The organism is Halodesulfovibrio marinisediminis DSM 17456 (genome assembly GCF_900129975.1).
Taxonomy (GTDB): domain Bacteria; phylum Desulfobacterota; class Desulfovibrionia; order Desulfovibrionales; family Desulfovibrionaceae; genus Halodesulfovibrio; species Halodesulfovibrio marinisediminis.
On the sequence record NZ_FSRG01000003.1, the window covers coordinates 655,530 to 676,935 of the forward strand.

General features: G+C 44.0%; 22 protein-coding genes and 1 tRNA gene. 11 read left to right on the forward strand and 12 right to left on the reverse strand.

What is annotated here, in order from left to right:
- Positions 1–253: 253 nt before the first annotated feature.
- From hysD to BUR09_RS16790, 4 genes are all read right to left on the reverse strand, one after another.
- Positions 254–727, reverse strand: a complete 474-nt coding sequence (gene hysD, locus BUR09_RS03185) for a NiFeSe hydrogenase maturation protease (RefSeq protein ID WP_074215489.1) — start codon at positions 725–727, stop codon at positions 254–256.
- Between the two features lie 237 nt (positions 728–964).
- Positions 965–2,443 carry a NiFeSe hydrogenase large subunit HysA gene (gene hysA, locus BUR09_RS03190; RefSeq protein WP_074215490.1) on the reverse strand — a complete coding sequence of 493 codons (1,479 nt, stop codon included), beginning with the start codon at positions 2,441–2,443 and terminating at the stop codon, positions 965–967.
- Between the two features lie 40 nt (positions 2,444–2,483).
- Complete coding sequence (hysB, locus tag BUR09_RS03195) at positions 2,484–3,440, reverse strand: NiFeSe hydrogenase small subunit (protein WP_074215491.1); 957 nt, start codon at positions 3,438–3,440, stop codon at positions 2,484–2,486.
- 636 nt (positions 3,441–4,076) lie between these two features.
- Entirely contained in the window at positions 4,077–4,247 is a 171-nt protein-coding gene (locus BUR09_RS16790) for a hypothetical protein (RefSeq protein ID WP_175565977.1), read from the reverse strand.
- Positions 4,248–4,509: 262 nt separating this feature from the next.
- On the opposite strand from BUR09_RS16790, the gene gluQRS reads away from it, so the two are divergent.
- Together gluQRS and BUR09_RS03205 are read left to right on the forward strand one after the other, a co-directional pair.
- Entirely contained in the window at positions 4,510–5,565 is a 1,056-nt protein-coding gene (gene gluQRS, locus BUR09_RS03200) for a tRNA glutamyl-Q(34) synthetase GluQRS (RefSeq protein WP_074215492.1), read from the forward strand.
- Positions 5,566–5,669: 104 nt separating this feature from the next.
- Positions 5,670–6,047, forward strand: coding sequence for a pancreas/duodenum homeobox protein 1 (locus BUR09_RS03205; RefSeq protein WP_074215493.1), 378 nt, complete (start codon positions 5,670–5,672; stop codon positions 6,045–6,047).
- Between the two features lie 114 nt (positions 6,048–6,161).
- On the opposite strand, the gene BUR09_RS03210 is transcribed toward BUR09_RS03205, so the two are convergent.
- Both BUR09_RS03210 and BUR09_RS03215 read right to left on the reverse strand, forming a co-directional pair.
- Positions 6,162–6,740, reverse strand: a complete 579-nt coding sequence (locus BUR09_RS03210) for a TetR/AcrR family transcriptional regulator (protein WP_074215494.1) — start codon at positions 6,738–6,740, stop codon at positions 6,162–6,164.
- 362 nt (positions 6,741–7,102) lie between these two features.
- A complete protein-coding gene (locus BUR09_RS03215) occupies positions 7,103–7,885 on the reverse strand; it encodes a lysophospholipid acyltransferase family protein (protein ID WP_074215495.1) in 783 nt (260 codons plus the stop codon).
- A 310-nt stretch (positions 7,886–8,195) separates the two neighbouring features.
- Between BUR09_RS03215 and ettA the strand changes: the two genes are divergently transcribed.
- Together ettA and BUR09_RS16795 are read left to right on the forward strand one after the other, a co-directional pair.
- Positions 8,196–9,881, forward strand: coding sequence for an energy-dependent translational throttle protein EttA (ettA, locus tag BUR09_RS03220; protein WP_074215496.1), 1,686 nt, complete (start codon positions 8,196–8,198; stop codon positions 9,879–9,881).
- A gap of 97 nt (positions 9,882–9,978) precedes the next feature.
- On the forward strand, positions 9,979–10,128 hold the full coding sequence (locus BUR09_RS16795; RefSeq protein WP_175565978.1) for a hypothetical protein: 150 nt from the start codon (positions 9,979–9,981) through the stop codon (positions 10,126–10,128).
- A gap of 34 nt (positions 10,129–10,162) precedes the next feature.
- Here BUR09_RS16795 and BUR09_RS03225 read toward each other — a convergent pair whose 3' ends face one another.
- From BUR09_RS03225 to BUR09_RS03245, 5 genes are all read right to left on the reverse strand, one after another.
- Positions 10,163–10,711: a BON domain-containing protein gene (locus BUR09_RS03225; RefSeq protein ID WP_074215497.1), complete on the reverse strand. Its 549-nt coding sequence runs from the start codon at positions 10,709–10,711 to the stop codon at positions 10,163–10,165.
- Between the two features lie 27 nt (positions 10,712–10,738).
- On the reverse strand, positions 10,739–11,953 hold the full coding sequence (locus tag BUR09_RS03230; protein ID WP_074215498.1) for a replication-associated recombination protein A: 1,215 nt from the start codon (positions 11,951–11,953) through the stop codon (positions 10,739–10,741).
- A 13-nt stretch (positions 11,954–11,966) separates the two neighbouring features.
- A complete protein-coding gene (locus BUR09_RS03235; RefSeq protein WP_074215499.1) occupies positions 11,967–12,698 on the reverse strand; it encodes a 16S rRNA (uracil(1498)-N(3))-methyltransferase in 732 nt (243 codons plus the stop codon).
- Between the two features lie 91 nt (positions 12,699–12,789).
- Positions 12,790–13,878: a glycine cleavage system aminomethyltransferase GcvT gene (gcvT, locus tag BUR09_RS03240; RefSeq protein WP_139296725.1), complete on the reverse strand. Its 1,089-nt coding sequence runs from the start codon at positions 13,876–13,878 to the stop codon at positions 12,790–12,792.
- Between the two features lie 50 nt (positions 13,879–13,928).
- Complete coding sequence (locus BUR09_RS03245) at positions 13,929–15,662, reverse strand: hypothetical protein (protein ID WP_074215501.1); 1,734 nt, start codon at positions 15,660–15,662, stop codon at positions 13,929–13,931.
- Positions 15,663–15,988: 326 nt separating this feature from the next.
- Here BUR09_RS03245 and BUR09_RS03250 point away from each other — a divergent pair, with 326 nt between their 5' ends.
- From BUR09_RS03250 to BUR09_RS03260, 3 genes are read left to right on the forward strand one after another with little or no spacing between them, the layout of a single operon-like run.
- The gene (locus BUR09_RS03250) at positions 15,989–17,044 is read left to right on the forward strand and encodes a GAF domain-containing protein (RefSeq protein ID WP_074215502.1); all 1,056 of its coding nucleotides are present in this window, start codon (positions 15,989–15,991) and stop codon (positions 17,042–17,044) included.
- The gene (gene mreB / locus BUR09_RS03255) at positions 17,045–18,067 is read left to right on the forward strand and encodes a rod shape-determining protein (protein ID WP_074215503.1); all 1,023 of its coding nucleotides are present in this window, start codon (positions 17,045–17,047) and stop codon (positions 18,065–18,067) included.
- 46 nt (positions 18,068–18,113) lie between these two features.
- The gene (locus BUR09_RS03260; RefSeq protein WP_074215504.1) at positions 18,114–18,887 is read left to right on the forward strand and encodes an inositol monophosphatase family protein; all 774 of its coding nucleotides are present in this window, start codon (positions 18,114–18,116) and stop codon (positions 18,885–18,887) included.
- 23 nt (positions 18,888–18,910) lie between these two features.
- Here the strand turns inward: BUR09_RS03260 and BUR09_RS03265 are convergent, their stop codons facing one another.
- Complete coding sequence (locus BUR09_RS03265; RefSeq protein WP_074215505.1) at positions 18,911–19,468, reverse strand: NUDIX domain-containing protein; 558 nt, start codon at positions 19,466–19,468, stop codon at positions 18,911–18,913.
- On the opposite strand from BUR09_RS03265, the gene rimI reads away from it, so the two are divergent.
- The 4 genes from rimI to BUR09_RS03285 all read left to right on the forward strand — a co-directional run bounded on the left by rimI (position 19,458) and on the right by BUR09_RS03285 (position 21,208).
- On the forward strand, positions 19,458–19,961 hold the full coding sequence (rimI, locus tag BUR09_RS03270; protein ID WP_074215506.1) for a ribosomal protein S18-alanine N-acetyltransferase: 504 nt from the start codon (positions 19,458–19,460) through the stop codon (positions 19,959–19,961). The genes BUR09_RS03265 and rimI overlap by 11 nt on opposite strands.
- Before the next feature lie 17 nt (positions 19,962–19,978).
- Positions 19,979–20,728 (forward strand): triose-phosphate isomerase, encoded by a 750-nt coding sequence (tpiA, locus tag BUR09_RS03275; RefSeq protein ID WP_074215507.1) that lies wholly within the window; start codon positions 19,979–19,981, stop codon positions 20,726–20,728.
- Positions 20,729–20,768: 40 nt separating this feature from the next.
- On the forward strand, positions 20,769–21,071 hold the full coding sequence (gene secG, locus BUR09_RS03280; protein WP_074215508.1) for a preprotein translocase subunit SecG: 303 nt from the start codon (positions 20,769–20,771) through the stop codon (positions 21,069–21,071).
- A 51-nt stretch (positions 21,072–21,122) separates the two neighbouring features.
- Positions 21,123–21,208, forward strand: a tRNA-Leu gene (locus BUR09_RS03285).
- Positions 21,209–21,406 lie beyond the last annotated feature (198 nt).

Sequence of the window (21,406 nt, forward strand, 5' to 3'; positions counted from 1 at the left end):
TTGGTGGTGCCTACAAAGTTGGCAGATGGAAGGTTGGATATCTGTGGTGGGTTTAAGAACGGGCGGAGCCTCAACAGAATGGTCAAAGAGCTTTCTGCATATTTTTTAGCAGTGGTGGATGGCTGCTATTTCAACCTATGTCTTTGCTTGCGGTAAGAAGCATAACTTATTAATTTCTATACAACAAAAAAAGCCCCCTGTTTGATTGGTCTGATCATTTAGGGGGCTTTTTTGTTTGAAGGGAACGAACGTTTTAGTTCAGCTCTTTGATAATTTGCTGAATACGTTTGCGGGCGTGTGATACGAAGTTGTCAAATTTTGCCTGGCAAACTTCAGAAAGTCCAATATTCCAAGTTGTAATATCGTAAGGCTGCATGCCGATAATCTCCATTCGTGGGCGCGTGCCGCAGCGCATTTCGCACATCTGGAGTGAGTCGAGCATGTCGATATCATGAATTGAAACTCGTTGTTTTTCGTTTGAGCGAAGATCGTCTTCTGTAAGTTCGTAGATTGTGCCCGGCTCATGTTCAGCGTGAATAACATCAAGAACTAACAGTCTGTCGTAGCCTTGGAATAGAGCATATATGTCTTGAGTAAATGTTCCTGCTTCCATCACAGTAACATTTTCCGGCCATTCTTCTTTCCAAAGAACTTCAGCAGCGTGAACGCCAATACCGTCGTCGGTGAGTAGGGTATTGCCGATGCCTAATACTAAAAGCTTTTTCATGACTAGTCCTTTAAGCAACAAGGTGAAAACTGTAGTAATGAGGTCCTCTATCAATAAAAAGATATTGATAGCTGGGCAAGGTGTTTTATTGAACTCTATTCTAAAAAAATGTTGGCAAAAAAAGAGGAACCCGAAGGTTCCTCTTTTATTAGGCAAGTTCAGGAGCGAGTCTTATTCGAACTCAACAACGGAAACTTTACCGGTCTCTGCGTTCATCACGTGAACGGCACAGCCCAGTCATGGATCAAAGGCACGAATGAGACGCGCCACGTTTACTGGGTTATCAACGTCCGGTACAGGAACACCGATGAGAGCTTCCTCAACAGGACCGCGTACACCCTTGTCATCGCGAGGGTTACAGTTCCAGAGAGTTGCAGAAACAATCTGGTAGTTGTTGATTTTGCTGTCCTTAACGTCAAGGTAGTGGAGCAGAGCACCGCGAGGAGCTTCTGTGAAACCAGTACCTTCGCCAGATTCAGGGATTTCGTAAGCAGTGAAGGTTTCTTCGTTTGGTTTAACTTCTTTGAGCCATGCGTCAATGAAGTCAAGGATGTACCAAGTCTCTTCAGCACGAGCTACGTGGCGACCCATGAGGGAGAATGCTGCATCTTCACCGAGATCACGGAAGCGTTTAGCGTCCATGCCGAATTTTTCTTTCAGCATTTTCTGACCAACAGGTGAAAGTGGAGGGTTCTCAACCCACATACGTGCGAGAGGACCAACTTCACAAGCAACGCCGTTGTAGCGAGGAGCTTTAACGAAGCTGTATGCACCTTTTTTATTAGGAGCAGGGATAGTTTTACCTTCAGAGTAGTGCAGACCGGAAGTGGAATCTTCGAACCATGAGTATTTAACATCTTCATGGATTTTGGAAGGATCAAACTTATGGTCTTTACCGTCGAAGTATACACCAGGGTTCATCATGAACTTGGAGTGAGCATTATCGAGTGGGAATACACCGTATGCGATACATGCTTTATGACCCTGTCCAACTTTGAACAGGTCAGGGTATACAGAACCAACGGTGTAAACAGTTGGGAGGTATTTGTTATTAACAAAGTCGCGAACTTTCTTGAAACGTACTGCGTATTCAAGAATGCGATCTTTGGTAGGCATTTCAGTTGCGCCACCAGCTACGAGACCTTGTACGTGAGGCATTTTACCGCCCCAGATAGCAACCATTTCGTGACAGACTGCACGTACGTCGAGAGCTTCGATGTACTGATCAACAGCTGCTGCGTTAACAGCTTTAAGATCTTTGTTACGGTCTTCAAGAAGGTCGGATTTCTGGTAACGAGGTACAAACGGTGCGCTATCAGGACCCTGAACGAAGTCCTGTGCTGCTAAGTGGTAGAAGTGCAGGATGTGAGACTGCAGGTAGTTAGCACCGAGTATGAGGTTACGGGTAACGCGAGCATTGTCAGTAACTTTTACGCCAAATGCTGCGTCCTGAGCCATAATAGAAGCAGTTGCGTGCGCTGTTGGACATACGCCACAGATACGCTGAACGATCTGTGAAGAGTCACGAGGATCGCGACCACGAAGGATCTGTTCAAACCCGCGGTACATACCGCCGGAAAGCTTTGCGTCCACAACTTTGCCATTCTCAACGGTAACGTCAGCTTTCAAGTGACCTTCGATACGGGTTACCGGATCGATTGCGATGTGAGCTGTTTTACCGCTGGCTGCTGCTCCATTTCTTTTGCAACCAGACATGTTAATTCCTCCTTAGGAATGTATAAGGGCGCACAAGCCGTTAAGCTGGCTCGTAGAACGGGGACTTACCATCAGGGAAGTCTGGCTCAACGCAACCGATACATACAGCGTTCTCTACGCACCAGTTCATGCCGTTGTTCCATTTACGTTTGTAACAGTCAGAGTTGGTATCTGGACCTTTACAACCGAGTTCCATGCGACAACCTTTAACATCAGTAAACTTAGTTGCCAGAACGTCGTTATCAAAGTCTTCAAGGTATGGGCAGTTGTCATGAATGTTCTCGCCGAAGAACGGAGTTGGACGTCCTTCATCATCAAGAATTTTAACAACTTCGCCAAGACCGTCTGCAAGACCATGCTTTTTGATAGCGTCAAGAGCAACAGTTACTGTTCCAACGATCCAGTCAGGATGCGGAGGACAACCAGGAATGTTAACAACAGGAGTTGCAATTTCTTCTGCTTCAAAGAACTCGCGAACACCTTTGGCACCGGTTTGGCTGCCTGCTGCTGCAGGAATGCCACCGTATGCAGAACAGGTACCTACTGCAAGCACTGCTGCTGCTTTAGGTCCAAGTTCTTTCATTGCGTCAACCATGGTAATTTCTCTGTGACCGGCTTCACCGATAACACAGTATTTACCTTCTGCTTCAGTAGGAATGCTTCCTTCGACAACAAGGAAGAATTTACCGTCGTACTTGTCTGCAATTTTGTACATGTGTTCCATTGCAGGTTCGCCTTCCCATGCCATCACTGTTGGATGGAATTCAAGGCTAATAACTTTGAGCAGAACGTCTTTAATGTGAGGGTTAACAGAGTTCAGCAGTGATACGGAACAACCCGTACAGCCTGCGCCCTGTAACCATAAAACTGGAGGACGGTCGCCGTTAAGTGAACCGGAAATCGCTTCACATACAGCTGGGTTGAACATCTGGGAAATCCCGAGTCCAGCCACAGTCCCTGTACACAGTTTAACAAAATCACGCCTATTGAGACTCATCCCTGCCTCCTTGCATTTGGGCGTTTGTAAACCATTAAGTATCAAACGAATCATAACGTTGAAGAACAATAAAAGTCGTACATCTTGCTGGCAAAATGTGTCAATAAAATGCCGATATTTTCTCCTGTAATTCATAGAAAAAATTGATAATATGCTCTGCGTGTAATGGTTGTTTACTCAATCGCCATTCTTTGTGTTAAAAAAAAACAAATAGTAACACGACTGGTTGAGTAACTAGTTGGGAGGGTAGCAATTAGTGGGCGCTCTTATTGGCAATCGCACTGAATTGTATTGAAAAAATAAATATGGATAAAAGAGGGTAATAAAAAAAGCACCGAGGCTGTTGCCTCGGTGCTATCTCTTTGAGTTATGTTGAGAATTAATTAGTTTCCTAATCAAGTTGTGGCGAATTTTTTGAACCTATTCGCCTGATAAGATGCATGGTGGAGTTTCCAAATGGACACCTCCCTAAAACTTTGATGTAATCAGTTAAGTTTAGTGGTGAACTAACTAACTTCAGCTTTTTATGCTTATCTTGACTAAACTATATCCCGAAAAAATGAGTTGAGCAATAATTTTGTTGTAAAATAAAAAATAAATTTTTCAAGCAGTTGAGTGTGTTTTAGGAAGTTAATGTCATTTTTGTGTGTTGCTGGCGCTGAGTAAAAGCTCGAATTGTTTTACATCATTAGCAGAAAAATCTCTGTTATCTGTCACAAAATACGAAGCTTTTGTAGCCCCTTTGTACATTTCTGATAGAAGGGAAGTTGTCATTGTGTTCTTAGCAATACATTTTTTTTCTGACATAGCTACTCCTTTTTGTTGTGAGTATAGCATAAAATTGTATTCAAAAGAACGCTCTGAGGTTGTTGGATAAGTTGTATAGGTTCAATAAAAGTGAATTATTAATGAATCGAGCGTGATATGTGTTGTCCTTTCGGAAAGAAATAATACGATGGTGTATGTCTCTTTTCTTTTAGGCTGAGAAGAGCCTTAGAATTGATGTATATAGTTGAATGAGTGAGATGAACTGGTTGACTTATCATGCTCACCATGATTTCACCTGTGCATGAGTTCTACAAGTAATCTTGCAAAAATAGCTGCTGAAATTTGTCCTGCCGATTTGAATGATCGCAATGTTGTCAGGGGACGTTTTGCGCCTTCTCCAACAGGGTATATTCATCTTGGTAATGCATGGTCTTTTCTCGTGTGCTGGCTTGCTGCCAGAAAGGAGCATGGCAAGCTTGTCTTGCGGATAGAGGACATTGATCCTGATCGATCTAAGCCGGAATATGTAGATGGTCTTATTGAAGATCTGCATTGGCTTGGTTTGGATTGGGATGAAGGGGCAGATATAGGTGGTAATTACGCACCATATACTCAAAGTGAATCTACAGGATTATATGAGCGTGTGATTGAAGCTCTTCAACAGGACGGGCTTGTTTATCCGTGTTTTTGCACCAGGAAAGAACTACGCTCTTTGGCTTCTGCGCCACATAAAGGTGATTACGGAACTGCCTATCCTGAGCTTTGCTTGAACCTTTCCATTGAAGAGCGCAGCCAGCGTGAAGCTGAAGGGCGCAGAAGCTCTATGCGACTACACTGCGCAAAAGATCAAATCAATTTTACCGATGTGTTGCATGGCGAGTGCTGCATGAGTTGGAAAGATTGTGGCGGAGATTTCCCGTTAAGACGCTCGGACGGTGTTTTTGCATATCAGTTAGCGGTGGTTGTCGATGATATTCGTCAGCGGATTACGCAGATTGTCAGGGGTGAAGATATCTTACACTGCACGCCTCGACAGGTTTATTTATATGAGTTGTTGGGTTGCCCTCCGCCTGAGTACATTCATCTTCCACTTGTTGTGGATTACGAAGGAGAACGGCTGGCAAAGCGCCATGGGCATTTTGAATTGCGCAAAATGCGTGAAGCCGGAATTTCAGCTGAAGCGATTGTGGGTTATCTTGCGCACCTCGGCGGGTTGTTGCCAGTTTGCCAAACTATAGACGCCAGAGAGTTGTTGGAACATTTTTCAATAGATAAAATTAATACCAAAGTATTGCAGCTTGAAAAAGATGTGATAGCGCGTCTTAAAGAGCTTTCTGGTGTTGCTGACTTAGTATAAAATCTATACGGTGCTTATATGAGCAGTTTTGAGCATTGTTATGTAACAAAATTGTTGCTGAAAATAAGTGTGCACATTTGATATAAAAAGGTTGGGAGTAAGTTATGCAGTTTGATACCGTGTTTACAAAAGAAAAGCTGGAAGAGTTGTTTCCGGCTTCAAAAACTGATGAATTCTTCGACGCACTCTACGGAGAAGCAGAAAGTGGTGCTTATGACATTGAGCTTGCTTTTGTGAAAGGCTCTGAGGACACCCTTGAATTCGCCTTTTTTTTAAATCAGCGTAATGGTGCATGTCTTGCCTGTAATTTGACTTATGGTCTTCCGCAGGTGTTTATGCGTCATCCTATCATTAATGTGAAAGGATTGGTTGAAGAGATCGCATCGTTAGCTGGTATGGACGAAGTAACTTTTGAGCTTGGAAGAACTCAAGAGGAATCTTCTGCACGCCACATTATTCCGTTGGTGATTAAAGCTGCATAACAGGGCTGGTCAAATTTTGGGTTAACACGGGCACGTTGTTAACCTTTAGGGATTGTGCATAAAAAAAAAGGAAGAGATACATCTCTTCCTTTTTTTTTACGTTAGCAGTGTTTGCTAGTCGTTCTTAATACTACGTGAAATAAATTTGAGGACTTCATCGTAAAGGTTAGCTGGTGCATAAGGTGTTAAAAGTCGGGTTCGAATTGCACCAACAAGGTTACAGGTCAGGACTGAAGTGGTTTCATGAGCAGGTAAGTCTTTGATGGAGCCATCTTCAATGCCTCTTCGTACATGATACTCAAGTTCGCGAGGTACTTGGTTGAACTTTTCATACATAACGTCACGATCAGTTTGAGTTTTCATGTCTGAGTATGGAGAGCAACGTACGAGAACAAGAAAGTGTGATTCCGGCGCGATAGAATAGTCTAAGTAGGTACGACAAAAGTTCATAACAGAATCGTAGCCGGTGTCACCTTGAGCACATGCTTCTCTCAGCTTGATAATGAAGTCATCCAGAACATCCAGTCCTGCTGCAAGAAACAATTTTTCTTTGTTTCCGTAATGGTGTGTAAGGAGCCCGAGAGCAACTCCGGCACGTTCAGAAATCTTTTTAAACGTAGTCTCGGCGTAACCATACTCACCAAAGAGCTCTTTTGCAGCCAGTAACAGAGCTTCTTTTTTTGTCATTGTCATAGCTTGACCCAATAGTTTTAGGGTTAATCCAGTAGAGCTTCGCGGCAACTCGAAACTCTACCTATAAACTGTTTGAGCACGCAATAATGCTTAGCTTACAATTTTTTTTGCGTCAATGCATGAGAAAAATTTTCTGTATTAACACGCCGTTTTTTTGTTTTCTAAACGTAGGTGGAATAGGAAAAAGTAAATATTTTCAATGAGTCAAAATAGTTCTGAGAACGTCTACATGTTTTGTAAAATTTTATTGTTTTTTTTACAAAATATAATGCCAGCCGGTGGTCTTGTGGCTGGCATTAGTAATGACACAATGTGTGAACTGCCCCGATTCCTGTATGAAAAATGGGCTGATGTTTTGTTGGTTATTTGGTCCACTTGTTCAAGGAATATTCAATAAAGTTGCATACAGTTGCATGAGTCTCTTTACCATTGCCTTCAGGAATGATTGGAGTATCAAACGCAAAATGAACTTTTTTCAAAATGTCGATTGGACCGAATTCCTTACTGTATTTGCTATGGCCCCAGCAGTCAGTCTTTAACGCTAAAGGCACAACAGGAACACCGGCTTTTTTGGCAAGCTTTACGCCAATAGAGTTAAATTTACTGCGATCAAACTTTGTGCTTCTTGTGGACTGGGGGAAAACGATAATAGATTTTCCTTGAGCCAGTTTTTCGCATCCTTCAGACAAAACAGTTTTTAAATCTTCACGTGGATTTGTTCTGTTGACCGCAATCGGTTCTCTGGAAGCCATAAGGTCTCCAAAGAACGGATAGGTGAGTAGAGAATTTTTGATAACGAATGTCACAGGCTTATGAGGCTGGATAATCGCTGGAAGAACAAATGTTTCAAGTGTGCTCATGTGGTTTCCAATGAACACGCATGGGGATTTTAGTTCTGTAAAAGCAGAGATGTTTTCAAATGAAAGAGAAACCCCGACCCGTTCCAGCGCTTTAATAATTTGTAAACTTGCCTTGACCCATGCCTGATCGGAAGATTTTCCCTGTTTTGCTTCTCTGTTGGCAGAGTAAGCAATTTTAGCCATTGATGGATAAAAAAAGAGGGAAGGCAACTTGCTGGAAAGAAAGCCTTTAGCATCGCTTGGAGTAGTATATGTATTGCTGTACATTACAGAGTAATTTTCCATGAATTCTCCATACAGAGGAAATATATTTGTCAATTCGCGTTTTAGCTAGCACAGAACTAAATGGCATTTCAACGTATTAGATTGAGGAAAAAACGTTGATTGATATACGTGGTGAGTAGTTAGCGAATGGGAAAGAAGTGACGCGCTTTTCTGGACAATTTTCGGCAAATGCGCAAGAAGAGAAAAAAATATGCATCCGCGCAAAATAGACTTGTTCTGTTTGCCTCAGATGTTGAGCCTATTTTGGGATGAAATGGTAACAAAAACAAGTAACTGAACTGCAGTTTACTAGTAGATTCAAGGTGGTAATATGAGTCAGAACGAGCCGGATAAGATTATTTATTCGATGGTTCGCGTGACAAAGCGTCACGGTCAGAAAGAGGTTCTCAAGGATATTTCTCTTTCGTATTTTTATGGTGCAAAAATTGGTGTGCTGGGCCTTAACGGTTCCGGTAAATCTTCCCTTCTCAAGGTGCTTGCAGGTGTTGATACTGCGTTCGAAGGTGAAACCCATGTTTCTCCAGGTTTTACTTTAGGCTACCTTGAGCAGGAGCCTCTTGTAGACGAAACACGTACTGTACGTGAAGTAGTAGAAGAGGGCGTTGGTGATGTTATGGCTCTTATTAATGAGTTTAATGACATCAACGCAAAGTTTGCTGAGCCTATGGAACCTGAAGAAATGGATGCTCTTATCGAGAAGCAGGCTCAGGTGCAGGAGCAGATGGATGCCAAAGGCGCATGGGATATTGATTCCCGTTTGCAGATGGCTATGGACGCGCTGCGTTGTCCTCCAGCTGATACACCAGTAAATGTTATCTCTGGTGGTGAAAAACGTCGTGTAGCGTTATGTCGTCTGCTCTTGCAGAACCCGGACATCTTGCTCCTTGACGAACCTACTAACCATCTTGATGCAGAATCTGTTGCATGGCTTGAACGCTACCTTCAGAACTTCCCGGGCACTGTTATTGCTGTAACTCACGACCGTTACTTCCTTGATAACGTTGCTGGCTGGATTCTTGAGCTTGATCGCGGCCGTGGTATTCCTTGGAAAGGCAACTACTCCAGTTGGCTTGATCAGAAGCAGAAGCGTCTTGCTTTGGAAGAAAAAAGAGAGTCCGAACGTCAGAAAACTTTGCAGCGCGAACTTGATTGGATTCGCATGTCTCCAAAGGGACGTCATTCCAAGTCTAAAGCTCGCATCAGTGCGTACGAATCTCTTGTTTCTCATGAGTCTGAAGCACATGCTAAAGATCTTGAAATCTACATTCCACCGGGACCGCGTCTTGGTAAGCAGGTAATCGAAATGAAAGACGTTACTAAGTCTCTCGGTGAAAAACTGCTTGTTGAGGACATGAGCTGCATTATTCCAGCAGGTGCGATTGTGGGTATCATCGGTCCTAACGGTGCGGGTAAATCTACCACATTCAAAATGCTTATCGGTGAAGAAACTCCTGATTCCGGTGAAGTTGTGGTTGGTGAAACTGTACAGTTTGCTCATGTTGATCAGGGACGTGATTCTCTTGAGTCTGGAAAATCCGTATACGAAGTTATTTCCGGTGGGTATGAGACAATCAAACTTGGAACTCAGGAAGTTAATGCTCGTGCATACTGCTCACGCTTCGGTATTACCGGTGCAGATCAGCAGAAGAATGTAGATGTTCTTTCTGGTGGTGAGCGTAACCGAGTGCACCTTGCACAGATCCTTAAGTCCGGTGCAAACGTAATCCTTCTTGACGAACCTACAAACGATCTCGACGTAAATACCATGCGTGCGCTTGAAGAAGCTCTTGAGAACTTCGCAGGCTCTGTGCTGGTTATTTCTCACGACCGCTGGTTCCTCGATCGTATCGCAACCCATATTCTCGCTTTTGAAGGTGATTCTCAGGTTGTGTTCTATGATGGTAACTACACCGAATACGAAGCTGACCGTAAAAAACGTTTGGGCAAAGATGCAGATCAGCCTCAACGAATTAAGTACCGTAAGCTTACTCGATAGTATCAGAAGAGATTTTTGTACGTTTTACGTACCATCTTTTGTTTATTAAAAATGAAGCGGACTCGAAAGGGTCCGCTTTTTTTAGTTGAGTCGCTTGATGCGCAAAGTACGACAGTCGTATAACTCACAGCGTGGATTTTTCTTTCAGGAGATAGCCATCGTTATTTCCACGGAATTGGCTGGTTATGGCATGGTTGGTAGGGTTGATCACAATGTGATGGTTAGCTTTGTACTGTGCATTGAATAAAAAAGGCAGACTCACATGAGTCTGCCTTCTGCATTTATTGCACCTGAATATATGAGGTAACAGATCGAACTTTTGGAACGGCTCTGGCGTGTTGGGTGATTTTTTGTTTTTCTTTGTTTGTCCCTACAATGCCTGTAAGAACGATGTTGCATTGTACGACGTCAACAGAAACATTTGTCGACCAAATTTCTTTGTCGGCAATCAGTGCTTTGTTAAGCTGTGCACTCATTGTCACATTGTCAGTTGTGCCACAAAAGTCTTTCTCATTTTTGAGGAGCAAATATGGCACAACGCTTTGGACGCCCTTAGTATTGCGTGCAGTTGAAATGGCACGGCTACGTTGTGAAAGTGAGTCGACTTCTCCAATAAGGTAAACTTTTTTATTGTAGGTCTTAACTGAGACGTCTAGTGCATTACTTGTTTTTTCTTTAATCAGCTTGTTGAGCACAGTGGCGGTAATAACAGTGTCTGAATATTGCTCACTGATGTTACGTTCGTCTACAGCGGTGTTGTACACGGCACACCCTGATAGGGTGTAGCAAAGTGTAAGTACTACTGTAACGCAGAATAGCTTCTTTAGCATGTGTGTCTCTCCTGATGCTATAGGGAATTAACGGAAGCTTTTTCTGGCGCGAGCAAGCCAAGCTGTCAGGCGTGGTTCAACTCCTTGCTCTCGCTGCTGGTAGAATCTACGGCCTGCGAGATCGTCAGGAAGATATTGCTGGGGAACATAACCTTCTGGATAGTTGTGAGGGTATAGGTAGCCTTTACCGTATCCCCATTCTTTTTGAAGTTTAGTAGAGGGATTTCGTAAGTGCAGTGGTACAGGTTTTCTTCCGTGTGTTCGTATTTCCTTAGCAGCGGCCAAGTATGCTGCATAGGTTGAATTGCTTTTAGGCGCAAGAGCCAAATATGTTACTGTTTCAGCCAATGGAATGAATCCTTCCGGCATCCCAACAAATTCTACAGCTTGCTGGCATGATACAGCCAAAGGTAATGCATTAGGGTCTGCAAGACCTACGTCTTCTGACGCAGAAAGAATTAGCCTGCGGCATACAAAACGGGGATCTTCTCCTCCTTCCAGCAGACAGGCCAGGTAGTAGAGGGCTGCATCAACGTCGCTACCACGGATAGATTTGATCATTGCTGATGCAAGTTCGTAGTGGCTGTCACCGTTTTTGTCATGACGTGCGATGACGTCAGGGAGGGCAGCCTTAAGTTGATCCGGCTCTCTGGCTTCAGTTGGAAGTTGGGAAATATATTCGACAAGGTTTAGCATGGTGCGCGCATCACCGTGGGCAATCCCTGCAACCATTTCATAGACAGCTTCATCAAGTGTTACCCCACATGCTTCTGCCCCTTTTTGAGCCAGAGCCTGAAGTGATGTGTTAGGTAATGGCTTTAGCTTAAGTGTATGGAGTCGGGATAGCAGTTGTCTTGTAACGCTGAATGAAGGATTCTCCGTAGTTGTTGCAATGAGCGTGATTTCACCTGATTCGAGAATAGGAAGAAAAAAGTCCTGCTGAGCCTTAGAGAATCTATGTAATTCGTCCAGAACCAGAACCTCAACGCCTTTAAGGGACTTCCGTAGCTGAGTGAGGCCTGCTTCCGGAGCACTGACACGCAGCCACTTTAAACCAGTGTGTTTGGCAAGCAATAACGCAAGAGTCGATTTTCCACATCCCGGAGGGCCGAACATAAGCAAGCTTGGAAGGCGAGTTGCTTTAGTCAGTGCGGTAATACGCGCAGAAAGGTGTTCTTGCCCTGAGAATTCCTCGAAGGAGTTAGGACGAATTTTGTCTGCAAGAGGTTGCTTTGCCTCCATCGACATCTCCTTGCTAACGTGCAGCATTGTTCACTTCACCTTTCCACCAAGCTAGGCCGAGGCACAGCAGTGCCGCTGTTTCCCAGCGTAAAATTCTTTTTCCAAGGCTGACTGGTTTAGCGCCTTGTTCCTGAAAGTAGTTTGCCTCAGCGTCAGAAAAACCACCTTCTGGTCCGATGATAAACAGTGTTTTTCCTGAAAGATCTAGTTGGGCAGATGAGAGAATGTCAGATGGAGATTGACCTTCCCACAGCATGAATATGTTGTCGAATTCAGCTGCGCGATTCATGACGCCTTTAGCACCATCAGTAAATGTAGCAAGTTCGGGAACCCAAGGATTGTCGCATTGTTTTGCTCCGGCCTGCATTTGGCCTTCCCATCCTTCTTTAATTTCTACAGGAACTTTGGATTGTGAACGGTCTGCTTGCCAGAACCAAAGTCCGGCGGCTCCAAATTCAACAGCTTTCTCAAAAATCCAGCCACGACGTACAGATTTTCCCCAACCGATAGCAACATAGTGCTCTGATTCCGGTTTGGGATGTTCTATGATTTCCTGCTGTTCAAGCGATACTGTGTGCTTGGTCGTATCTGTAATGATAAATGTACCCTCACGGCCTTTACCATCAAGTAGGCGGACAGTGTCACCTGTTTTCATTCGCAGCACTTTAATGGCATGCTTGGCTTCTTGTCCATCGAGCACGCAGTGCTCGTCCCATTTATCTGCTTCAAGAAAAAATGTTTTCATGAATTTATATCTCGTTATTGTATGTAGCTCAAAGGCAATAAAAAAGGGAAGCCAAACGGCTTCCCTTTTAATTTATTCATTTGCATGCAGCTTAGTCAACAAGCTTCATACGTGCTGTGCCGTCTTTGTAGAAAGGCAGTTCTGCTTTCGTTGCTTCAAGTGATGTACGAGCACCTTTAACGAGGAATTTCTCATTATCAGCTGCTTCAACTTTTACATATGCTAACGCTACAGAATGACCAACGCTAGGGCAGTAGGAACCACTGGTAACGCGTCCAACCTCGGTACCGTCTTCAAGAGTAACGACATCATCATGACGTGCAGAACGGCGACCAGGAATGGAAAGAGGAATAAGAAGCTCAGTGCCTTCACGGTCTTTGCCCTTTCCAACGTAGTCTGCTTCGGAGCGGAGCATCCAGCCCATACCGGCAGCGGTAGGGGAGTGCGTAGTATCAAGGTCTTGTCCGTAGAGTGGAAGGCCAACTTCAAGGCGAAGAGTGTCGCGTGCGCCAAGTCCAGCTGGTTCAACTTCTTCCTGCGCCATAAGTGCTTCCCAAAGTGGAAGTGCATTTTCTGCTGGGAGGTAGAATTCGTAACCAAGTTCACCGGTGTACCCGGTGCGGCTGATAATAAGTGGCTGGTCGTTGAATTCTACAGTGCGGAAGTTGAAGTATTTGAGGTCACGAAGGGAGCTGTCGAAAACTTTTTCGAGCACTTCGTATGCCTTAGGACCCTGAAGGTCAATTTTTGCTGTCTGGTCAGACATGTCTTCCAGAGTGAGGTGCTCAGGAAGGTTTTCTTTAATCCAGTTAAAATCGCTTTCGATGCATGCAGCGTTAACTACGAGCAGATATTCATCTTTTTCAAGGCAGTAAATAATAAGGTCGTCACGGATACCGCCCTCTTCGTTCAGCAAGAAGCCATAACCACATTTACCCGGAGCGAGTTTGTCCAGATTATGGGTTACGATTTTTGATAGAGCTTCACAAGCGCCGTCGCCTACAAGACCAAATTCGCCCATGTGACAGATGTCATAAATAGATGCTAGTTCACGGCAGTGGGTGTGTTCAGCAATGATACCGGTGTACTGGATAGGCATTTCCCATCCTGCAAACGGAGCCATCTTGGCACCAGCAGCTTTGTGCCAAGCGGTAAGCGGGGTTTGTAAGAGTTCAGACACAGCATGTCCTCCCGATCTGGTTAAAGTGTTGGTTGTTGTGGTTGTGATCATTAAAGGTCGAAGCCTTCAATAGATTTGTTTCGAGCTTTGCGGATTGCCTTGATGTCGTCAAGCAAAGAGACCAGTTTGCCGTATTCTTTTTTTATGCCTAACCCGTACTCTGAGAGGTCGTCATCACGCTTTGTGATATAGTTTCGGCATAGGTAACGGTCATTTAAAATAGCCTCTGTAATGCTGATCATGGAGGCAACCAGCTCTTCGAAATATGTTGTGATGTCGAATCGAAGTTCTTGGAGGATGTCTACAGATTGCTCCAGCATTTCTGCATAAGGGATTTTTTCACCCTTAATTTTGCGTTTCTTTAACCGTTCAAGAACCATGATTTTACGGGCTTGCTCAATATAGTTGTAGCGAAATTGAACGTCATGGTAGAGGGCTTTGTAGCTGTCAAATGCTTCTTCTTTTTCTGCATCATACAGGTAGCCTTCAAGGACCCTTACGACATTTGCGTAAAATTCATCAGAGTAACTGATAATGCGGCGCTGATGTTTAGACAGCCATGAGTATAGGAATTTAAGTCGCTTTTCTTCAGTGTCTGTGTTTTCGACAAGCTCAATACGCTTATAGGTAATGTGCCCGATATATTCACCGCGAACAATATCGTTCAGGCGCAGGATCATGTTGGTCGTATCTTTTATGATGTTGAGATCATCGATTGACCGGCCTGTAATCGGGTGAATAACTTCCTGTTTCGTAACAGAAAGTGCACGTTCTTGTCGGACGTTTTCCGGGTTGAACTTATGCTGCGTGTACGTAACACGCAAAATTACAACATGACGCTTTCTGTCTACGAAAAAACCACCTTCTTCCAGACGGCGAATCACTTCAGATTGATCTTCATCTACTTGTACAAGAGCGATTTTTTCTACAGTAGGGTAGCGACGTTTTGTTGAAGTAGAGGATATTGTTGTGATGACTCGGTCGGTTTGTCCAAGTACACGAACCATGAATTTTTCACCGGCCTTATGTAAGCGGCGGGAAAATAACGCGCTGGAGGTTCTGCGTTCAGAGCAAATGGTGAAGCCATAAAGTTCCATAAGATAGTGGTAAACAAAAAGCCTGTTTTGTTCGTACTTCTTGTGGTTTCCAACTTCAAATTTTTTCGCTCGGAGACCAAAACGCTTGATTTCAGGATCGAGGTCAGAAGGGAACGAACCATACACACCTGCAAGATGGAAGAAGCCTGAGGAGTCCAACGCGAGCACATGCGCTCTGTCCATTTCTAAAATATATGGCAGGAGTTGTGGGTAGTAATCCAGTACAGATGTGTCGACTTTGCCGAACTCTTCTTTGAATAGCTCGTGAAATTTACGCGGAATACGGTTTTGAATTGTCTCGACATTTTGCTCGATAGTACAGCTTTCTAAAGGACATGCGTATCCATCAGCCTTAAAGGTGACGTCCATTAAGGAATGTAAAATGTCGAATTGGAAAATTTCGGAAAAATATTGAAGTTCTCGTTCAAAAGCTACTAGTGAAAAACCGGGCAGGTCTTTGTATTCGAAAAAGTCGCTTTCAAATGATGGGAGCAGCTCTCCGCGTTCAACTAGTGGGTAGTCCTCTTTTTCAAAAAAAGGACGCAACAGACATTGCGTAATCTGGACGGCATCAAGAAAATCTTTAAGTTCGGAAAGATTTGTGATGCTGATAGGTTCGCTGAATGAAAACGTGTCTTTCCATGGTAAGCCGCATTCGCGGAAGGCATCTTTCCAGTGTTTTGGCATCGGCAATCGGGCTGGCTGTCGTTAAAAAAAGTAAAATAACTGGTTACGCAATAGTGCAATTTGCTTGCTAATCCTTGCATACTATTTTTTTTTCTAAAAAAACTCTAGCATTTCATGGAAAAAAACCAGTACTCTCATTGCTTGGCGTCTCATTAAAAAAATGATAATAAATTCTGAGGGCTTTATCTTTATATAGAGACTCAAGGGCTAGCCGGAAAAATGATGGTTAACCTGTGTTCTGTACGTAAAAACCGTTATAGAATGTGCGCTGCAGATTTACTATTTGCTTCTGTACAGATCAGAATACTTTGACTGGGTTATGTCGGATGAATACAACCGCTTGTTATGAAAGAATTTTGGGCATTATTTGCAGTGTCTTTGATGCATACTCTGCTGTGCTGATTATGCCGGATCGTTCCGGTAGTCACTTTTCTGTGGCCAGCAGTTTTAGCCTTGGTGACATGGTGAATAAAGACGAGACCTTTACTGCCGGAACAGGAAAGGGGCTGGTTGGGTGGATCATTAGCAATGAAGCACCGATGCTGGTTAACGACTTTGACACCAGACAGTATTACCTTGGCTACTATGCTCAGAATGAAGAGACAAAAATTAAAGCCTTTATGGGGGTGCCGCTTAAAAACGGTGCCGGCGTGTTGTGTTTAGACAGTAAGCGACAGTATTCCTTTTCAAGTAAAGATCAAAAAATTCTGCAACTGTTCGGGGATCTCGTATATGAAGTGCACTCCCGTTCTTTTGTTGTAGAAGAACAAGTAAACTTATCGCAGCAGTACCATTGTTTGCAGGTTATTTATTCCTTACGAAAGCATTTGAAAAAGTGGGATTCTTTTTTATCTAAGTTTCTCGTTCTTCTTTCAGAAACCTCTCGTTTTGAATATTGCAGCCTTGCAACAAGGGATGAGGGCGGTCAAAATTATCATATTGAGGGTGAAAACTATCAACTGCTACAAGGTGAAGTGGAAGAAATTCCATATGGTAGCGGTTTGGTAGGCTGGGTGTTTAAAAATAGTACCCCTTTTTTTGTTGAAGGTGGTAAGGCTGCAAGTCAAACTTCTCCATTATATGGAAAGCAAAAGGGTGTGCCGCAATTTGTCAGTGTTATTTGTATTCCGCTGGAAATTGGTGGTATGACTCGTGGGGTTTTAACCCTTGCGAGTGAAAGCTCTAAAGTTATTCCAGAAGAGCTTAAGACATTTTGTCAGATGGCTTCAGAGCATCTTTCCTTATTTTTGGAGAATTTGTATTTACGCAGCAAGCTGTACGAAGCGCATCGACAGGTGGATGACCTGCAACGCGCAGCAGCTTACGAACATGAAAATGAAGAACTGTTTTCATTTTCATCTAAGACCCAAGAGAGCGAATAAATGCTAGGAAAACTCTTGAGCATGTTCGGGAAAGATCTGGCCATGGATCTTGGAACTGCTAATACGCTTCTATATACTAAAAAAGACGGGATAGTGCTTAACGAGCCGTCAGTTGTTGCGATTGATGTCGAACGCAACAGTGTTCTCGCAGTCGGGCGTGAAGCGAAAGAATTTCTTGGTCGTACTCCTCAGCGTATTCGTGCAATCCGTCCTATGAAGGATGGGGTGATTGCGGATTTTGAGGTTACCAAGCAAATGATTTCATATTTTATTAAAAAGGTTATTACAGGCTTCAGTCTGGTAAAGCCTAATATTGTTATCTGTGTGCCTACCGGTATTACTCAGGTTGAAAAGCGTGCAGTAATTGAATCTGCTCAGCAGGCAGGTGCACGAGATGTCAAACTTGTTGAAGAGCCTATGGCAGCAGCGATCGGTGCTTCGCGTCCTATCCATCAGCCTGTTGGTACAATGGTTGTTGATATCGGCGGTGGTACTACCGAGGTTGCGATTATTTCTCTCTCCGCTATTGCGTATGCAGAATCAGTTCGCGTAGCAGGTGATGCTCTTAACAGCGCTGTACAAAGATATTTTCAGGAAGAGTTTCAGCTTCTTGTTGGGGAAAATCAGGCAGAGAAGGTTAAAATGACTATTGGCTCTGCTTTTCCTTTGCCGGAACCTTTGGTAATGACTGTACCTGGTAAAGATATTGTTTCAGGAACACCGACTTCGGTTGAAGTTACTGATGAAGATATCCGCCTTGCGCTTTCAGAATCAGTAAAAGCAATTGTTTTTGCTGTGCGTAAAGCGCTTGAAAAAACCCCGCCTGAGCTAGCAAGTGACATTGCAGAACACGGCCTGCTGTTAGCAGGTGGTGGCGCGTTACTTAAAGGGCTTAATGAGCTTATTATGCAAGAGACTGGGTTACAGGTCGTCATTGATGAAGACCCGCTGACCACAGTTGTTCGAGGGACCGGTAAGACTCTGGAAGATCGGGTAAAGTTCTCGGATGTGTATATAAACTAAATTACTAAGGCGGCCCTTGGGTCGCCTTTTTATCTTGGAATACAGAATGGATTTACAAAAGTTGTTACCACAGGTTCGAGCTGCTGTTATTGAATCTGGTGCACTTATTCGTGAAGCATGGGATAAACCGCGTAAAGTTCGTTACAAAGGTCGAATTGACCTTGTAACTGAAACTGATGTGGCTGTTGAGCATGATCTTAAGGCTCGTCTCGCAAAAATCCTTCCTGTAGCAAGCTTTCTTGCTGAGGAGAGTGAAGCAGATGCTCCGTTGAGCGACCTTACTTGGATTATTGATCCGATCGATGGCACAACAAACTTTACACATCAGGTTCCATTTGTTTGTACCTCTGTTGGGTTATGGCATAAGGATCGAATTGTATTGGGCGTAATTAACGCTCCAATCATGAATGAATGTTTTTATGCTGCCTCAGGCCTCGGAGCATGGTGTAACGATAAGCGAATCTTCGTTACACGGAACGACAAGATCGAGCATTCATTGGTTGCAACAGGATTTCCTTATACGGTTTCCGAAGAAGCTGATGAGGTTACAGATCGCCTGCGTCGCGTGTTAAAAGCAGCACAGGGGGTGCGTCGTCTGGGCGCAGCGGCATTGGATTTAGCATATCTTGCTGCTGGTCGTTTTGATGTGTTCTATGAAAAAGGTTTAAAGCCTTGGGATGTTGCGGCAGGCTGGCTGATTGTAAATGAAGCTGGTGGCTGGGTGACAGAATACGATGCATCGAAGGATTTTTCTTTGTATTCACCAAATATTTTGGCAAGCAACACATTGCTACATGCACAGATGACTAAGCTTATGTAACTGGTTGTTGTGAGTTCTGCTTATTATGAGGTTGAGGCAAAGATGATATTTGCTTCTATAGCCCATACAAGAACTGGCGTGAGCATGTCGGGAAAGTGCTCGTAGAGAGACTGCAGCTCTTCAGCGTCTACATATAGTCCATCTTGAACTTCGTCCGGATTTGGTGTGAGAGTTTTTGTGCCGATATTGGCAGAGTAGATGGAGCTCCACAGAGTAGCGTCGTCAATGCGCACCTGCTGTGATTTTTGGTAATGTAGTTTTGCTGCTGTCAGGTTGAGTTCTTTTAACAATACTCGTTCCGCGGCGGCTTCAAGCGCTTCATCTGCACCTACGTGAGTTGCGGCTGAAATATCCCACATGCCGGGTGCTAACGCTTTATTGTCTGCCCTTCGTTGCAGAAAAAACTTCCCTTGCTTATTGTAGATAAGAACAAAGACAGACTTCATGGCAAGTTGCTGTTGGTGTGCTGTTGCTGATGGCATGACCATGAGAGGTTTGCCATTGCTGTCTACTACTTCAATATGACTTCCCCGGGAAACTGCATTGGCGGCGGAAGTATTTGGATATGTAATGTCTGACATATTTGCTAAGATCGGGCCGCTGGAAGCTGATGGGTATGTCTTTTTTCGGTTAGAGAAGAAAGACAGTGCTGAAGTTGCAGCTCTTGAGAAAAAATGTTTTTCAACGCCATGGACTGAAAAAGAGTTTAGTCTGTCTTTTGATCAGAATATTTTTGAGGTGTTCGGATTAAAGAAAGACGATACTTTAGTGGCCTATATAGCCATGTATCATACCGCTGATGAGTTGGAAATATTAAACATAGCTACGGACCCTGAATTAAGAAGAAAGGGCGCAGGAAAACGGTTACTTGGTCTTATGCTTTGCATTGGGCAAAAATTAGGTATACAACATGCATTTCTAGAAGTGCGCAGAACCAATATTCCTGCCATCAATCTTTATGAACAGATGTGCTTCAAACAAATTGGGGTGCGAAAAAAATATTATAAAGACACCGGCGAGGACGCATTGCTTTACCGATGTGATCTTGCGGCTCTCTCCGAATGTCCGTGCTAAGTAAGGAGTAATGACCCATGAAAAAGCTTATGGCTGCAAACTGGAAAATGTTCAAAACTGCTCAGGAAGCTAAAGATACTGCAGCTGGGCTTGTTGAACTTGTTGGCGAACTTTCTGATGACAGAGAAGTTGTTGTATTCCCTCCGTTTACTGCATTGCATGCAGCGGGCGAAGTTTTCTCTAAGCACGAAGGCTACTCTTATGGTGGCCAGAATGTATGTGCAGCTCTTGAAGGCGCATTTACTGGTGAAATTTCCCCTGTAATGTTAAAAGATGCTGGTTGTAGCTGGGTTCTTACTGGTCACTCCGAGCGTCGTTCTCTTTTTGGTGAAACCAGTGAGCAGGTTGGTGAAAAAACAACTTTTGCACTGAACAACGGTTTGAATGTTTGCCTTTGCATCGGCGAAACTCTTGAAGAGCGCGAAGCTGGTAAGCTTGAGGCTGTAATCGCTGAACAGCTCGAAAAAGGTCTTGCAACTATTCCTGATGTAGCTTCTGAGCGTCTTGCTATCGCATACGAGCCAGTTTGGGCTATTGGTACCGGTAAGGTTGCTGGCCCTGAAGAAATTGTAGAAGCTCATGCAATTGTTCGTGCTAAACTTCTTGATATTTTGGAAGGAAAAGCTAATACTACCCGCGTTCTTTATGGCGGAAGTGTAAAGCCTGAAAATGCTACTCAGATCATTTCACTTGACAATGTTGACGGTGTCTTGGTAGGAGGCGCTTCCCTGAAGGCTGAAAGCTTCAGCAAAATTGTTACTGCTTAGCAACCGATACGGATTGATATAGCTCTTAGGAGGACGTTTCGTGGAAACCTTGATTCTGACCCTGCACGTTGTGGTCTGTCTTGCACTCATTTTGCTTGTTCTTTTACAGGCTGGTAAAGAGGGCATGGGTGTTATTTTTGGCGGCGGCAACCAGTCTGCTTTTGGCGGTGCTGGTGCAGGCGGTCTTCTTGTGAAAGTTACTGCAACACTTGCAGCAATCTTCTTCATTACTTCTTTGAGCTACAACTATATCGCTAGTGATCGTACTTCTGAAGATTCATCTATCATGAATATTCAGATCGAGCAGAAAGCTCAGCCAAGTCCTGACCAGACTAAAAAATAAGTTCACAATGCGCGTTTAGCGTATCCTCAGTAACGTCCGCGTTACATATTTGCCCAGGTGGTGGAATTGGTAGACACGCTATCTTGAGGGGGTAGTGGGCCACGCCCGTGGGAGTTCGAGTCTCCCCCTGGGCACCATGAATATTTAGGGATCATAGATTATATCTGTGATCCCTTTTTTTGTTGCCTTGTGAGGAGAGCCTGTTTGATGAGGCTTTTTGCAGCGAGAACGGTAGAGGTGTCGACTCATTGAGAACGTCACAATTTAAGTTTCTGCATTGTCAAATAGAAGTGGAAAGTTGGGATGCGAGAGTCGGTCGTTTGGCGTGGCAGGAA

Bases quoted from the DNA above. Each gene is read 5' to 3' on its own strand.
- BUR09_RS03230 (WP_074215498.1), bottom strand. From the start codon at position 11,953: ATGGAGGCAAAGCAACCTCTTGCAGACAAAATTCGTCCTAACTCCTTC.
- BUR09_RS16790 (WP_175565977.1), bottom strand. From the start codon at position 4,247: ATGTCAGAAAAAAAATGTATTGCTAAGAACACAATGACAACTTCCCTT.
- mreB (WP_074215503.1), top strand. From the start codon at position 17,045: ATGCTAGGAAAACTCTTGAGCATGTTCGGGAAAGATCTGGCCATGGAT.
- BUR09_RS03225 (WP_074215497.1), bottom strand. From the start codon at position 10,711: ATGCTAAAGAAGCTATTCTGCGTTACAGTAGTACTTACACTTTGCTAC.
- BUR09_RS16795 (WP_175565978.1), top strand. From the start codon at position 9,979: ATGCGCAAAGTACGACAGTCGTATAACTCACAGCGTGGATTTTTCTTT.
- ettA (WP_074215496.1), top strand. From the start codon at position 8,196: ATGAGTCAGAACGAGCCGGATAAGATTATTTATTCGATGGTTCGCGTG.
- gluQRS (WP_074215492.1), top strand. From the start codon at position 4,510: ATGAGTTCTACAAGTAATCTTGCAAAAATAGCTGCTGAAATTTGTCCT.
- BUR09_RS03205 (WP_074215493.1), top strand. From the start codon at position 5,670: ATGCAGTTTGATACCGTGTTTACAAAAGAAAAGCTGGAAGAGTTGTTT.
- hysD (WP_074215489.1), bottom strand. From the start codon at position 727: ATGAAAAAGCTTTTAGTATTAGGCATCGGCAATACCCTACTCACCGAC.
- BUR09_RS03215 (WP_074215495.1), bottom strand. From the start codon at position 7,885: ATGGAAAATTACTCTGTAATGTACAGCAATACATATACTACTCCAAGC.
- BUR09_RS03260 (WP_074215504.1), top strand. From the start codon at position 18,114: ATGGATTTACAAAAGTTGTTACCACAGGTTCGAGCTGCTGTTATTGAA.
- BUR09_RS03250 (WP_074215502.1), top strand. From the start codon at position 15,989: ATGAATACAACCGCTTGTTATGAAAGAATTTTGGGCATTATTTGCAGT.
- BUR09_RS03265 (WP_074215505.1), bottom strand. From the start codon at position 19,468: ATGTCAGACATTACATATCCAAATACTTCCGCCGCCAATGCAGTTTCC.
- rimI (WP_074215506.1), top strand. From the start codon at position 19,458: ATGTCTGACATATTTGCTAAGATCGGGCCGCTGGAAGCTGATGGGTAT.
- hysA (WP_074215490.1), bottom strand. From the start codon at position 2,443: ATGTCTGGTTGCAAAAGAAATGGAGCAGCAGCCAGCGGTAAAACAGCT.
- BUR09_RS03210 (WP_074215494.1), bottom strand. From the start codon at position 6,740: ATGACAATGACAAAAAAAGAAGCTCTGTTACTGGCTGCAAAAGAGCTC.
- hysB (WP_074215491.1), bottom strand. From the start codon at position 3,440: ATGAGTCTCAATAGGCGTGATTTTGTTAAACTGTGTACAGGGACTGTG.
- tpiA (WP_074215507.1), top strand. From the start codon at position 19,979: ATGAAAAAGCTTATGGCTGCAAACTGGAAAATGTTCAAAACTGCTCAG.
- BUR09_RS03245 (WP_074215501.1), bottom strand. From the start codon at position 15,662: ATGCCAAAACACTGGAAAGATGCCTTCCGCGAATGCGGCTTACCATGG.
- BUR09_RS03235 (WP_074215499.1), bottom strand. From the start codon at position 12,698: ATGAAAACATTTTTTCTTGAAGCAGATAAATGGGACGAGCACTGCGTG.